Source organism: Achromobacter sp. HZ01 (assembly GCF_003267925.1).
In the GTDB taxonomy this organism is placed as follows: domain Bacteria; phylum Pseudomonadota; class Gammaproteobacteria; order Burkholderiales; family Burkholderiaceae_B; genus Achromobacter; species Achromobacter pulmonis_A.
Map to the genome: position 1 here is coordinate 134,969 of NZ_LWKV01000005.1, position 12,271 is coordinate 147,239.

Below are 12,271 nucleotides of genomic sequence, written 5' to 3' on the forward strand. Positions count from 1 at the left end.
TGTTGTGGCTGCTGGGCGTGCCCATCCCCATCATCATCCTGCTCGCGCTTTTCTGGCATTGACCTACGCCGCAGCCTACCCGCAATGAACGAGGAATAGTCCATGGAAAACGCATCGATGTTGAACCAACCCTATACCGGCGGCGCGCTGCCACGGGAATCCGCGGCCTCCGCGGTCTCGTGGGCGGCCGTGTTCGCCGGCGCGGTCATCGCGGCCGCGCTGTCGCTAGCCCTGTTCGCCGGCGGCGGCGGCCTGGGCTTTCTCTCGGTTTCCCCATGGGGAGACGAGGGCCTCTCGGCGCCCGCGGCCGGCATCGGCGTCATCGCCTGGATGCTGTTCACGCAGATCGTCGCCTACGGCATCGCCGGCTATGTCACCGGCCGCCTGCGCACCAAATGGGCCGACGTGCACACCGATGAGATCTACTTCCGCGACACCGCGCACGGCTTTCTGGTGTGGGCGCTGAGCGCCGTCGTCAGCGCCGCGCTGGTGGGAGCCTCCATCGTCTCGCTGGCCACGGGCGTGGCCAAGACCGGCGCCTCGATGGCGGGCGCCGGCGCCACGGTCGCCGCGTCGGCGGCGGGCGGCGCCGCGGCATCGGGCGCGGGCTCGGGCGGCATGGCGCAGACCGGCGATTACCTGGCCGACCTGCTGCTGCGCGCCGAACGGCCCGACGCCACAGGCGACCGCGCCAGCGCGCGCGCCGAGGTCGGGCGCATCGTGGCCGTCAGCCTGGCGCGCGGCGACATGACGCCGGCGGACCGCGACTACGTGGCGAAAGTGGTGGCGGCGCAGGCCGGCATCGAGCCGGACGCGGCGCAGCGCCGCGTCGAACAGGCGATCCAGGATGCCCGCAAAACGGCCGACGAAGCCAAGCAGAAGGCCAAGGAGGCCGCGGACGCCGCGCGCAAGGCGGCCGCCGCATTGGCGCTGTGGGGCTTCGCCTCGATGCTGATCGGCGCCTTCGTGGCAAGCCTGGCGGCGACCTGGGGCGGACGGCGCCGGGACCTGCCTTAGTCTGGTTTTTCTCGCCGCTCAAACAGCGTATGCCGCGGGCCGGGCAGGCCCGTGGCCGCCAATTTCGGCCCGATGTGCATTTCGCCGCGAGATGGTAGAAATCGGATTCGTATCCGCAAGCGCAGGCGAAGGGGGGATTGGTTGAGAAAGCCGAGAATCACGCTGCTACTGCTTATCGTCGCGCTGGGGGTGCTGACGGCGATGATCGCGTTCGTCAACGCCCTGGCCGCGGCCCAGATCGTTCAGAAGGAGCAATTGATCGCCCGGTCCCTGGAGGCCAACCGGGCGTATGCCGCCAAGCTCGCCGCCACCGTGGACCTGTACATCGGGTCCGTGCAGCGGCAGCTGGAGGTCAGCGCCAGCCGTCTGCCGGCGCTGCTGTCCTCGCCCCAAGCCCTGGCCGCCGAGGCCGCCAGGGTCGCCCGGCAGTCCGACGGCGTGGTCGCGGCTTTCGTCGCCGACCGCGACAACAGAGTCATCGCATTCGAATCGCTGGCGCCCGAACTCACCCAGAAACCGGCGATGCTGAGCCGCGTCGAAATCGACCAGCGCGAAGTCGCCGGCCATGTCTCGGCCGTCTATTTGTCCGCCGACGGCTTTCCGATAGTCCTATTTTCACAACCGATCCGCGACGCCGAGGGCAGCTATCTGGGCCTGCTCGGCGCGGTGATCTTCCTGCAGCAGGACAACGAACTCGACCGCCTGGTCAGCGTCCATTTCCACCATGACGGTTCCAACGTCTATGTCGTCGATTCCGGCGGCAAGGTCCTGGTGCACCAGGACAAGTCCCGGATTGGAACGAACGAAAGCGGCAACGTGGTGGTCGATGCGCTCGGGCGGGGCGAGGCCGGCGCGGTGGCCGTCACCGGCACGCGCGGCAAGCGTTACTTCGCCGGCTACGCGCCCATGCGCAGCGGCAAGTGGGGCGTGGTGGTGCAGACCCCGGAAGCGGTCACGCTGGAACCGCAGCGCGACCTGCTGCGCCGCGCGCTGCTGTATTCCGTGCCGGCCGCGGCGCTGACGCTGCTGCTGATCTACGTGCTGGCCCGCGGCATCGCGCACCCGCTGTCCCAATTGGCCCAGGCCATGCGGCGCGACGACGGCGGCAGGGACGAAAAGCCCTTGCGCGGCCTGCGGCCGTGGTACTACGAGGCGCAGCAGCTGCGCGAAGCCGTATGTGTGACGCTGGCGCAGCACCGGCGCCGGATCACCCAGCTCAACACCGAAACGCACACCGATCCCATGACCCGCCTCATGAATCGGCGCGGCATGGAAGGCGCGATCGAACGGCTCATGGCTTCGCATCAGCCGTTCTCGGTGCTGGCCCTGGACATCGACCGCTTCAAGCGCGTCAACGACACCTACGGCCATGCCGCCGGCGACAAAGTGCTGATGACGCTGGCCGACCTGCTGCGCGCCGTTATCCGCGCGGGCGACCTGCCGTGCCGCATCGGCGGCGAGGAATTCCTGGTGCTGATGCCGGCAGGCAACCCCCGGGTCGCGCAACTGGTGGCCGCACGCATCCGCGCAGCCGTCGCCAACACCCATATGCCCGACGGCGTGGGCTGCATCACCATCTCCATCGGCGTGGCCCGCTGGCCCCACGACAACGAAGACGTCTGTGAAGTCCTGAAATCCGCCGACCAGGCGCTGTACGCGGCCAAGAAAGCGGGGGGCGACAGGGTGGTGGTGTATCCGTTCTAGCGAAAACAATGGCCCGTAGTTGCGGGTGCTCTTGAGCCGGAGGTGCCGGTATGACCATCGCGATCTTTTCCAGCAGCGAATTCAGGCTGCATGTGGCGCGTGCGAAGAAGGCGGCCGGTATCGGCCCTGTATTGATTACAGATCATGGCAAGCCGACACATGTGCTGTTGAGCATCGAGGAATACCGTCGACTGACGAAGCCGCGGCGCAACATTGCTGATGCCCTGGCTATGCCGGGCGTCGAGGATTGCGAGTGTTCGTCATAGCCCAGGAGGTGTGCTGTGGAACAAGGTGCCGTTTTTCAAAGCAACCGCAGTCAGGCCATAAGACTGCCCAGGGCCGTCGCGTTTCCTGAGGGCGTGAAACGGGTTGATGTCGTGGTGCATGGTCGGACCAGGATCATTACACCAGTGGGCGAATCGTGGGATGGCTGGTTCGATAGCGAGGGGGTGACGCCCGATTTCATGGCGCAGCGTGAGCAACCGGCAGACCAGGAGCGCGAGGCCGAGGAGCGGGCAAGAGCCACCTGAAAGCTTCAAGCGACAAATGCGCATCAACAAAAAAAGCGCCCACTTACGTGGGCGCTTTTTGAATTCTTTGGTGGCGCATCCCTGATTCGAACAGGGGACCTGCGGATTATGATTCCGTCGCTCTAACCGGCTGAGCTAATGCGCCACGTCTTCGTTAATTACTAGTAGCGATCAACGAAGAACGAAATTCTAGCACAGAATTTTTTCCATGCGCAAGCAGTCGGCCATCATTTTTTCAGGCGTCTCGCGCCAGGCGGATGCCGGAGAACTGCCAGCGGGCGTCGGGCGGGAAGAAGTTGCGGTAGCTCGGGCGGATGTGGTCCCTGGGGGTGGCGCAGGAGCCGCCGCGCAGCACGTACTGGCTGCACATGAACTTGCCGTTGTATTCGCCGACGGCGCCGGCGTCGGGGCGGAAGCCGGGGTAGGCGTCGTAGGCGCTACAGGTCCACTCCCAGGCGTCGCCGAAGAGCTGCACCGGCCCGCCCGAACCGTTGCGGGCGGGGGCGGGGCGCGGGTCGAGGTGGCCGTTTTCCAGCATGTTGGCGCGGCCCGACAGGGCGCCCTCGGGCAACTGGCGGGCGGCGTGTTCCCATTCGGCTTCGCGCGGCAGGCGCACGCGGGCCCAACGGGCGTAGGCGTCGGCCTCGAAGTAGCTGACGTGCGTGACCGGGGCCTGCAGTTCCAGCTCCTGCATGCCGCGCAGCGTGAACAGGCGCCAGCCGTCGCGCTGCCGTTCCCAGTAGAGCGGCGCCTGCCAGCCTTGCGCGCAGACCTGGTCCCAGCCCAGGGACAGCCACAGCTCGGGCCGCTTGTAGCCGCCGTCCTGGATGAAAGCCAGGTATTCGTGCTGGGTCACGAGGCGGTCGGCGAGGTGGAAGGGGGCCAGCAGCACGTCGTGCGCCGGGCCCTCGTTGTCGAAGCCGAAGCCGCGTCCGTCGTGGCCGATGCGCGTGATGCCGCCGGCGTAGCGGGTCCAGCCGGCGGGCGTGGCCGGGGGCAGGGCGGTCGCGCCGGGCGCCACGTAGGCCGGGCGCAGCGGATTGGCCGAGAGCATGTGCTTCAGGTCGGTGAGGATCAGTTCCTGGTGCTGCTGCTCATGGTTCAGGCCCAGTTCCAGCAGGGCGTCGAACTCCGCGTCGTTGCCGCCCAGGCGCGAGATCAGTTCGTGCATGGCGCCGTCCACGTGCTGGCGGTATTGCTGCACTTCGCCCAGCGAGGGGCGCGACAGCAGGCCGCGCTGCGGGCGCGGATGCTTGGCGCCGATGGCGTTGTAGTAGGAATTGAAGAGCATGCGGTACTGCGGGTGGAATACCGCGTAGGAGGGGTGAAAGCGGCCCAGCAGAAAGGTCTCGAAGAACCAGGTGGTGTGCGCGAGGTGCCATTTGACGGGGCTGCAGTCCGGCATGGACTGGACCTGGCAATCCTCCGGGCTGAGCGGCGCGGCGAGGGCCGCCGTCGTCAGGCGCACCGCGTCGTAGCGGTCATGCTGGCCGGCCTGGCCGGCCGCGTACGGTCCGGTGGCGGGGTGGGTCAGCAGGCACGCAGGTTCCATGGCGATCCTCCAGTGGCGTTTAGTGTCTTGCCCGGCATCAGGCGCGGGCGCTGAAAACCGAAAACCAGCCGCGGGAATCCGACCAGTGCGCGACGTCGCGATAGCCGGCGCTGCCGAGCAGGGCGGCAAAGGACTGCGGGGTGAATTTGTAGGAGTTCTCGGTGTGGATGCGTTCGCCGGCGCCGAATTCGCGCTGGCCGCCGGGCCAGGCGACCCGCACGGCGCGCAGCGCCTCCAGGTGCATTTCGATGCGCGAGCGCGCGCTGTCGAAGCGCGCCACGTGGCGCCAGTCGGCCACGTCGAAATCGGCGTCCAGCAGGCGGTTCACGTGCCGCAGCAGGTTCAGGTTGAAGGCCGCGGTCAGGTGCAGCGCGTCGTCGTAGGCGGGCTCGAGCACCTGCGCCGGCTTGACGCGGTCCACGCCGACCAGCAGGCCGCCGCCTTCGCACTGGCCGCGGATACGCCGCAGCATGGCGAGCGCGTCTTCGGGGCTGAGGTTGCCGATGCTGGAGCCTGGATAGAAGAACAGCCGCTGGGCAGCGGGGATGTCGGCCGGCAGCGCCAGCGCGTGGGTGTAGTCCTGCCCCAGCGCGGTGATCTGCAGTTCGGGATACGAGAGCCGCAGCCGCCGCACCGCCGATTGCAGGTAGTCGGCGGAGATGTCGATGGGCACGTAATGGCGCGGGCGCAGGCTGGCGAACAGGCGCTCCGCCTTGACGCAGTCGCCCGCGCCCAGGTCTATCATGGCTTGCACCGGGCCGACATGGCGGGCGATGGCTGCGCCGTGGCGCTGGAAGATTTCCGCCTCGCAGCGCGTGGGGTAGTACTCCGGCAGCTGGGTGATGGCGGTGAACAGCGCCGAGCCGAGCGCGTCGTACAGGAACTTGGGATCGACGTGGGCCGGCTGGTCCAGCAGCCCGTCGCGCAATTCGACCTGCTCCGGACTGGGCTGCTGCGGGTGCCGGTCGATGAATTCGGTGGCGGCGGGGGCGAACAGGGTGGAGGGAGAAACCATGCGTTCAGTTCCTTTTTGAGAGCTTGAAGCGCATTGCAAAGGTCTATTGTCGTGGGGATGGGGGCCGGGGTGTCAAGCCTAAGCCGCTGAATGCAATGGACTTTTACCAAATCGAAGCCGGGACCGTGAGCCGGCGTCCGGCGGCTGAAATATCGAATTACGGCTGGTTGCCAAAGCTCGGGCGCCGCGCCCCGGCGGGCGTCACAATAGGCACCATGGCCTGACGCAGCCCGCCGCGGTGGGCGCAGGCAGGCCCGACTCCCTTCAAATAATCACAAGGAGCGACCATGAACCGAAAGCACCAACGCGCCGAAATGGCTTTGCACCGCGAACGGGTGAGCGACAGCTTCCATGAACTGCTGGCGGGCACCGAAGACCTGCTGCGTTCGACGGCTTCGTATACGGGCTCCGAGATCGAGGCGGCGCGGGCGCGCCTGCGCCGCCAGCTGGCCGACGCGCGCGAATCCGCCGGCCAGTGGGAGGGCGCGGCGCGCGAACGCGCGCGGCAGGCCTCCGTCTATGCCGACGAGTACGTGCACGAGCACGCCTGGAAATCGGTGGGCGTGGCCGCGCTGGTCGGCGCCTTGCTGGGCTGCCTGCTGGCGAGCGGCCGGCGCTAGTCCCGTTTCTCCATCATGAGGCCGTCTGCGGCCTGCGCCCGGCCGTGGGCGCGCGCCCTGGCGCTGGCCTGCGCCATGCTGCTGGCCGGCTGCGCCAGCGTGCCGGATTCCGCCGAGCGCGAGGCGCGCGCCGCGCAGGCCAGCCAGTCGGCCGACGCGGCGCTCGACAGCTATCGCCGCAGCCAGGGCATCAGCGCCGACCCGCGCACGCCCAAGGACGATTTCCTGGCGCGCCACCTCGCCGTCGAACAGGCGGTCAGCGGCGCGCCGCTGGTGCCGGGCAATCGTGTCCGGCTGCTGGCCGACGGGCCCAGCACCTATCGGGCCATGCTGCAATCCATCGGCCAGGCGCGCCGCTACGTGCACATGGAGACCTACATCTTCGATGACGACACCGAGGGTTCGCGCTTCGCCGATGCGCTGATCGCGGCGCGCGCGCGCGGCGCCGAGGTGTCGCTGATGGTCGATGCGATCGGAACGATCAAGACGCCCGACGCGCTGTTCGACCGCCTGCGCGATGCGGGCGTGCAGGTGGCGGTCTTCAATCCGGTCAATCCGGCGCTGGCGCGCGCCGGCTGGTCGCCGAACCAGCGCAATCACCGCAAGGTGCTGGTGGTCGACGGCAAGGTGGGCTATCTGGGCGGGCTGAACGTCAGCAGCGTGTACGAGTCCTCGCCGGGGTCGAGTTCGGGATCGGGCAAGTCCGACGCCGCCGCGGCCGGCGACGCGCGGACCGCGCCCTGGCGCGACACGCATCTGCGCATCGAGGGGCCGGCGGTGGCCGAGCTGGAGGCCGTCATCCGGACCGGCTGGGAGTCGCAGACCAAGGAACCGCTGAAAGGCGGCGACGCCTACGTCGCGCCGGCCGCGGGCGACACCAGCGTGCGGATACTGGCCAACCAGCCGGACCGCAGCGATGGCTACACGGTGTACCTGACGCTGATGTCGGCGTTCGAAAGCGCGCAGAAATACATACACATCACGATGGCGTACTTCGTGCCGGACCCGGCCTTCATCGACGTGCTGACGGCGGCCGCGCGGCGCGGGGTCGACGTGGTGCTGGTGCTGCCGGGCTTCAGCGATTCGTCGCTGGTGTTCCATGCCGGGCGCTCGCATTACGCCGACCTGCTGGAGGCCGGCGTCAAGCTCTATGAACGGCGCGACGCCTTGCTGCACGCCAAGACCGCGGTGGTCGACGGGGTCTGGTCCACCGTGGGGTCCAGCAATATGGACTGGCGCAGTTTCGCGCTGAACTACGAAATCAACGCGGTGGTGCTGGGGCCTGACTTCGCCGGCGAAATGGAGGCGCTGTTCCAGCGCGACGTCGCCGATTCGGTGCGCATCACGCCCGAGGCCTGGCAGGCCCGGGGCGTGAAAGACCGTTCCATGGAGTTTTTCTCGCGCATGTTCGAGCGCTGGCTCTAGCGGCTCAGGCGCGGCCGGGGGCCGGCGCCGCCTGCATCGCGCGCGCCAGTTCCAGGGCCGTGGGGATGTCGTGGGTCGGCTGGAACGAATGGGCCTGCGCCATGGCCCAGCCGGCGCGAAACACCTGGTGGCGGAATTCGCCGCGCAGCAGCTCGCCCGGGGTCAGCTCGGGAAACAGCGCCGACAGCAGCCGGATCTCGCTGGACGAAATGCGCCGCGCGATGTGGTGGGGGCGCAGCTGGCCCGGATGCGTCAGGCCGGCCGCGGCCAGCAGCTCCGCCAGCGCATGCAGCGTGTTGCGATGGAAGTTGGCCACGCGCTGCGCCTTGTCGGGCACCACCAGCGCGCGCTGGCGCAGCGGGTCCTGGGTGGTGACGCCGGTGGGGCATTTGCCGGTATGGCAGGCCTGGGCCTGGATGCAGCCGACGGCGAACATGAAGCCGCGCGCGGCGTTGCACCAGTCGGCGCCCATCGCCATGACGCGCGCCATGTCGAAGGCGGTGATGATCTTGCCCGAGGCGCCCAGCTTGATGCGGTCGCGCAGGTTCACGCCGATCAGGGTGTTGTGCACCAGGCGCAGCGCTTCGCGCAGCGGCGTGCCGACGTGGTCCACGAATTCGACGGGCGCCGCGCCGGTGCCGCCTTCGGCGCCGTCGACCACGATGAAGTCGGGTGTGATGCCGGTCTCCAGCATGGCCTTGACGATGGCGAACCATTCCCAGGGATGGCCCACGCAGAACTTGAAGCCCACCGGCTTGCCGCCGGACAGCTCGCGCAGGCGCGCCACGAATTTCATCAGGCCGATGGGCGAGTCGAAGGCCGAGTGGGTGGCCGGCGAATTGCAGTCCTGCCACGGCGCCACGCCGCGGGCCTCGGCGATCTCGGGCGTGACCTTGCCCGCCGGCAGGATGCCGCCGTGGCCGGGCTTGGCGCCCTGCGACAGCTTGATCTCGATCATCTTGACCTGCGGCGTACAGGCGTTCTTGACGAAGGCTTCTTCCGAGAACGCGCCCTGCGCGTCGCGGCAGCCGAAGTAGCCCGAGCCGATGTTCCACACCAGGCTGCCGCCGGGCTGGCGGTGGTAGCGGCTGATGCCGCCTTCGCCGGTGTCGTGCGCGAAGTCGCCCTGGCGCGCGCCTTCGTTCAGCGCCAGCACGGCGTTGGCCGACAGCGCGCCGAAGCTCATGGCCGAGATGTTGAACACCGACATGGAATAGGGCTGCTTGCATTCCGGGCCGCCCACGGTGACGCGGAAGTCGGTGTCGTCGATGCGCGAGGGCGACATGGAATGGTTGATCCATTCGTACTGGTCGCCGTAGACGTCCTGCTGGGTGCCGAAGGGACGCTTGTCGATCTCGCGCTTGGCGCGCTGGTAGACGATGGAGCGCTGCGCCCGCGAGAAGGGCGCGGCCTGGGTGTCGTCTTCGAGGAAGTACTGGCGGATTTCCGGCCGGATGAATTCGAACAGGAAGCGCAGATTGCCCAGCACCGGATAGTTGCGCCGGATGGCGTGGCGGGTCTGGATCAGGTCATAGACGCCGAGCGCGCCCAGCAGCGCCAGCGGCACGGCGATCCACAGCCACCAGGCCGAGCTCGCGTAGGCCAGCGCGGCGGTGACCGCCGCGCCCGCCAGGGTCAACAGAAAAGCCGTGTAGCGGCCGAAAATCCAGCTCATGTCCATCTCCGTATTTCGGGATGGAGCAACCATACACCAGCCTCGGCGCCCCTAGCGGCCGAAAACCGGAATACTGTTTCTCAGCAGCTGGATGCCGACGGCGTCTTTTCCACGGCCAGGCCGAAGGCCGGGCGCAGCCGCACGCCCAGGGCGCTGCCGGCGAAGGCGGCGGGCAGCCACAGCCAGGCGTGCAGGCTGCCCGACAGGATGCCGCTGAAGTAGGCGCCGATGTTGCAGCCGAAGGCCAGGCGCGCGCCGTAGCCCAGCAGCAGGCCGCCGATCACCGCGCCGGCCAGCGAACGGGCCGGCACCTTCCAGACGGGCGCGAACTTGCCGGCGGCGCTGGCCGCGGCCAGCGCGCCCAGCATCAGGCCGATGTCCATGACCGTGGTGACGTCCTGGCGCAGCGGCGCGCCCAGCGACGGCTGCTTGGCCCAGTAGGCCCAGGTGGCCACGTCGCCGCCGGCGGCGTCCAGGACCTTGGCGCCCCACAGCGCGAAGGCCGAGGTGATGCCCCAGGGGCGGCCGGCCAGCGCCAGCGTGGCGAAGTTCAGCGCCACCAGGGCCACGCCGCCCCAGATCAGCGGCCACGGCCCCTGCAGCAGCGAGCCCGGACGGGCGGTGCGCGCGGCGAAGGAAATGACGTGGCCGTGGCGGCGCTTTTCCAGCGCCGTGACGGCCCAGGCGATCAGCGCGAACACGGCCAGGTTGGCCAGGAGCGCCGGGGCCAGCCCCCAGGTCTTGATCAGCGAGGTGGGCGCCAGCGCGGGCAGATTGGACCACCAGCCGAAGTGGGCGGTCGCGATGACCGAACCGACGATGAAGAACAGCAGCGTGACCAGCATGCGGGTATTGCCGCCGCCGACGGCGAACAGCGTGCCCGAGGCGCAGCCGCCGCCCAGCTGCATGCCGATGCCGAACAGGAAAGCGCCCAGCACCACCGACACGCCCGGCGGCGAGACGAAGCCGCTGACCGGCTGGCCGAACAGCGAACCCGCGGCCAGGAACGGGAAGAACAGCAGCACGCCCGCGGCCAGCATCAGCATCTGCGCGCGCAGCCCGGCGCCGCGGCGGTCCGAGACGAAGACGCGCCAGGCCTGGGTGAAACCGAAGGAGGCGTGGTACAGGGTCACGCCCAGCAGGGCGCCGACGATCCACAGCGCGCCCTGGCGCCAGCTCACGGTCTGGTTCAGGTACAGGGCGCCGGCCAGCACCAGCAGCAGGGCGATCCACAGCGGCTTGCGGTTGATGCGGATCGGCGGCAGGGCCGCTGGGGGCAGGGGTAGGGTCGAGGCGTTGCTGCTCATGGGCGAGTCCCGGGATAAACGTAGAAATGCAAACGGGCGCGTGGACGCACCCGTGGGATGGTTGAAAGTCTAAGGGGGCGCATTAATATCTCAAACCATCAATTAATGCGTTCCAAATAACTAAAAATAATAAAGCGGGCGGGGCCTATTGCAGCCGCCAGACCAGCGCGGCCAGCGTCAGCAGCAGCACCGGCACGGTCAGCACGATGCCGACGCGGAAGTAATAGCCCCAGGTGATGCGCAGGCCCTTGCGCGCCAGCACGTGCAGCCATAGCAGCGTCGCCAGGCTGCCGATGGGCGTGATCTTGGGGCCCAGGTCGCTGCCGATGATGTTGGCGTAGATCATGGCGTCGCGCACCGGGCCGGTGGCGCTGGTGTCGGCGATCGACAGCGCGCCCACCAGCACCGTGGGCAGGTTGTTCATGATGGACGACAGAAAGGCCGTGATGAGGCCGGTGCCCAGCGCCGCGCCCCACAGGCCATGCTGGGCGCAGCGCTCCAGCACCTGCGCCAGGTAGTCGGTCAGGCCGGCGTTGCGCAGCCCGTAGACCACCAGGTACATGCCCAGCGAAAAGACCACGATGTGCCAGGGCGCTTCGCGCATGATGCGCCGTGTGCCCACGATATGCTGGCGGCCCGCGATCAGCAGCAGTCCCAGCGCGCCCGCGGCGGCGATGGCGCTGACCGGGATGCCCATGGGCTCCAGCACGAAAAAGCCCGTCAGCAGCAGTCCCAGCACCACCCAGCCGGCGCGGAACGTGGTCAGGTCGCGGATGGCGCTGGCCGGCGCCGGCAGCTGGGCCACGTCGTAGCGCGGCGGAATGCTTTTGCGGAAGTACAGCAGCAGCACGGCCAGGGTCGAGGCCACCGCCATCAGGTTGACCGGCAGCATCACCGAGGCGTACTGGCCGAAGCCGATGCCGAAGAAATCGGCCGACACGATATTGACCAGGTTGGACACGATCAGCGCGATGCTGCCGGTGTCGGCGATGAAGCCCGCGGCCATCACGAAGGCCAGCGAGGCGCCGGGGCCGAAGCCCAGCGCCAGCAGCATTTCCATGACGATGGGGGTGAGGATCAGGGCCGCGCCGTCGTTGGCGAACAGCGCCGAGACGGCCGCGCCGAGCAGCACGATGAGCACGAACAGCAGCCGGCCGCGGCCGCCGCCCCAGCGCGCCACGTGCAGCGCCGACCATTCGAAGAAGCCGGCCTCGTCCAGGATCAGGCTGGTGACGATGATGGCGATGAAGGTCGCGGTGGCGTTCCAGACGATGCGCCAGACTTCGCCGATGTCGGCGAACTGGACCACGCCGGTGGCCAGCGCCAGCGCCGCGCCCAGCAATGCGCTCCAGCCGATGGACAGGCCCCGGGGCTGCCAGATGACGAGCGTGATGGTGAGGATGAAGATCGCGGCGGCGGCAAGCAT

The 12,271-nt window shown here is 68.5% G+C and carries 11 protein-coding genes and 1 tRNA gene; 6 read left to right on the forward strand and 6 right to left on the reverse strand.

Annotated elements, in window-relative coordinates; all coding sequences use genetic code 11:
• Positions 1 to 102: 102 nt before the first annotated feature.
• The 4 genes from A6B37_RS23355 (at position 103) to vapB (ending at position 3,251) form a co-directional block, all read left to right on the forward strand.
• The gene (locus A6B37_RS23355) at positions 103 to 1,017 is read left to right on the forward strand and encodes a hypothetical protein (RefSeq protein WP_111827037.1); all 915 of its coding nucleotides are present in this window, start codon (positions 103 to 105) and stop codon (positions 1,015 to 1,017) included.
• A 141-nt stretch (positions 1,018 to 1,158) separates the two neighbouring features.
• Complete coding sequence (locus tag A6B37_RS23360; RefSeq protein WP_246842551.1) at positions 1,159 to 2,721, forward strand: sensor domain-containing diguanylate cyclase; 1,563 nt, start codon at positions 1,159 to 1,161, stop codon at positions 2,719 to 2,721.
• A 50-nt stretch (positions 2,722 to 2,771) separates the two neighbouring features.
• Positions 2,772 to 2,987: a type II toxin-antitoxin system Phd/YefM family antitoxin gene (locus tag A6B37_RS23365; protein WP_111827038.1), complete on the forward strand. Its 216-nt coding sequence runs from the start codon at positions 2,772 to 2,774 to the stop codon at positions 2,985 to 2,987.
• 15 nt (positions 2,988 to 3,002) lie between these two features.
• On the forward strand, positions 3,003 to 3,251 hold the full coding sequence (vapB, locus tag A6B37_RS23370; protein WP_111827039.1) for a type II toxin-antitoxin system VapB family antitoxin: 249 nt from the start codon (positions 3,003 to 3,005) through the stop codon (positions 3,249 to 3,251).
• Positions 3,252 to 3,319: 68 nt separating this feature from the next.
• On the opposite strand, the gene A6B37_RS23375 is transcribed toward vapB, so the two are convergent.
• The 3 genes from A6B37_RS23375 to egtD all read right to left on the reverse strand — a co-directional run bounded on the left by A6B37_RS23375 (position 3,320) and on the right by egtD (position 5,818).
• Positions 3,320 to 3,396: transfer RNA gene (locus tag A6B37_RS23375), tRNA-Met, on the reverse strand.
• Positions 3,397 to 3,486: 90 nt separating this feature from the next.
• Complete coding sequence (egtB, locus tag A6B37_RS23380) at positions 3,487 to 4,803, reverse strand: ergothioneine biosynthesis protein EgtB (RefSeq protein WP_111827040.1); 1,317 nt, start codon at positions 4,801 to 4,803, stop codon at positions 3,487 to 3,489.
• A gap of 37 nt (positions 4,804 to 4,840) precedes the next feature.
• Positions 4,841 to 5,818: an L-histidine N(alpha)-methyltransferase gene (gene egtD, locus A6B37_RS23385; RefSeq protein ID WP_102774702.1), complete on the reverse strand. Its 978-nt coding sequence runs from the start codon at positions 5,816 to 5,818 to the stop codon at positions 4,841 to 4,843.
• 287 nt (positions 5,819 to 6,105) lie between these two features.
• On the opposite strand from egtD, the gene A6B37_RS23390 reads away from it, so the two are divergent.
• Positions 6,106 to 6,438, forward strand: coding sequence for a DUF883 family protein (locus A6B37_RS23390; RefSeq protein WP_102774701.1), 333 nt, complete (start codon positions 6,106 to 6,108; stop codon positions 6,436 to 6,438).
• Positions 6,439 to 6,453: 15 nt separating this feature from the next.
• The gene (cls, locus tag A6B37_RS23395; protein WP_102774700.1) at positions 6,454 to 7,863 is read left to right on the forward strand and encodes a cardiolipin synthase; all 1,410 of its coding nucleotides are present in this window, start codon (positions 6,454 to 6,456) and stop codon (positions 7,861 to 7,863) included.
• Between the two features lie 4 nt (positions 7,864 to 7,867).
• Here the strand turns inward: cls and A6B37_RS23400 are convergent, their stop codons facing one another.
• The 3 genes from A6B37_RS23400 to A6B37_RS23410 all read right to left on the reverse strand — a co-directional run bounded on the left by A6B37_RS23400 (position 7,868) and on the right by A6B37_RS23410 (position 12,271).
• Positions 7,868 to 9,538, reverse strand: coding sequence for an FMN-binding glutamate synthase family protein (locus A6B37_RS23400; RefSeq protein WP_102774699.1), 1,671 nt, complete (start codon positions 9,536 to 9,538; stop codon positions 7,868 to 7,870).
• A gap of 80 nt (positions 9,539 to 9,618) precedes the next feature.
• Entirely contained in the window at positions 9,619 to 10,845 is a 1,227-nt protein-coding gene (locus A6B37_RS23405; protein ID WP_111827041.1) for a YeeE/YedE family protein, read from the reverse strand.
• A 145-nt stretch (positions 10,846 to 10,990) separates the two neighbouring features.
• On the reverse strand, positions 10,991 to 12,271 hold the full coding sequence (locus A6B37_RS23410; RefSeq protein WP_102774697.1) for an arsenic transporter: 1,281 nt from the start codon (positions 12,269 to 12,271) through the stop codon (positions 10,991 to 10,993).

Coding starts and splice junctions, on each gene's coding strand:
- A6B37_RS23355 (WP_111827037.1), top strand. CDS start 103: ATGGAAAACGCATCGATGTTGAACCAACCCTATACCGGCGGCGCGCTG.
- A6B37_RS23365 (WP_111827038.1), top strand. CDS start 2,772: ATGACCATCGCGATCTTTTCCAGCAGCGAATTCAGGCTGCATGTGGCG.
- egtB (WP_111827040.1), bottom strand. CDS start 4,803: ATGGAACCTGCGTGCCTGCTGACCCACCCCGCCACCGGACCGTACGCG.
- egtD (WP_102774702.1), bottom strand. CDS start 5,818: ATGGTTTCTCCCTCCACCCTGTTCGCCCCCGCCGCCACCGAATTCATC.
- A6B37_RS23390 (WP_102774701.1), top strand. CDS start 6,106: ATGAACCGAAAGCACCAACGCGCCGAAATGGCTTTGCACCGCGAACGG.
- cls (WP_102774700.1), top strand. CDS start 6,454: ATGAGGCCGTCTGCGGCCTGCGCCCGGCCGTGGGCGCGCGCCCTGGCG.
- A6B37_RS23400 (WP_102774699.1), bottom strand. CDS start 9,538: ATGAGCTGGATTTTCGGCCGCTACACGGCTTTTCTGTTGACCCTGGCG.
- A6B37_RS23405 (WP_111827041.1), bottom strand. CDS start 10,845: ATGAGCAGCAACGCCTCGACCCTACCCCTGCCCCCAGCGGCCCTGCCG.
- A6B37_RS23410 (WP_102774697.1), bottom strand. CDS start 12,271: ATGCTTGCCGCCGCCGCGATCTTCATCCTCACCATCACGCTCGTCATC.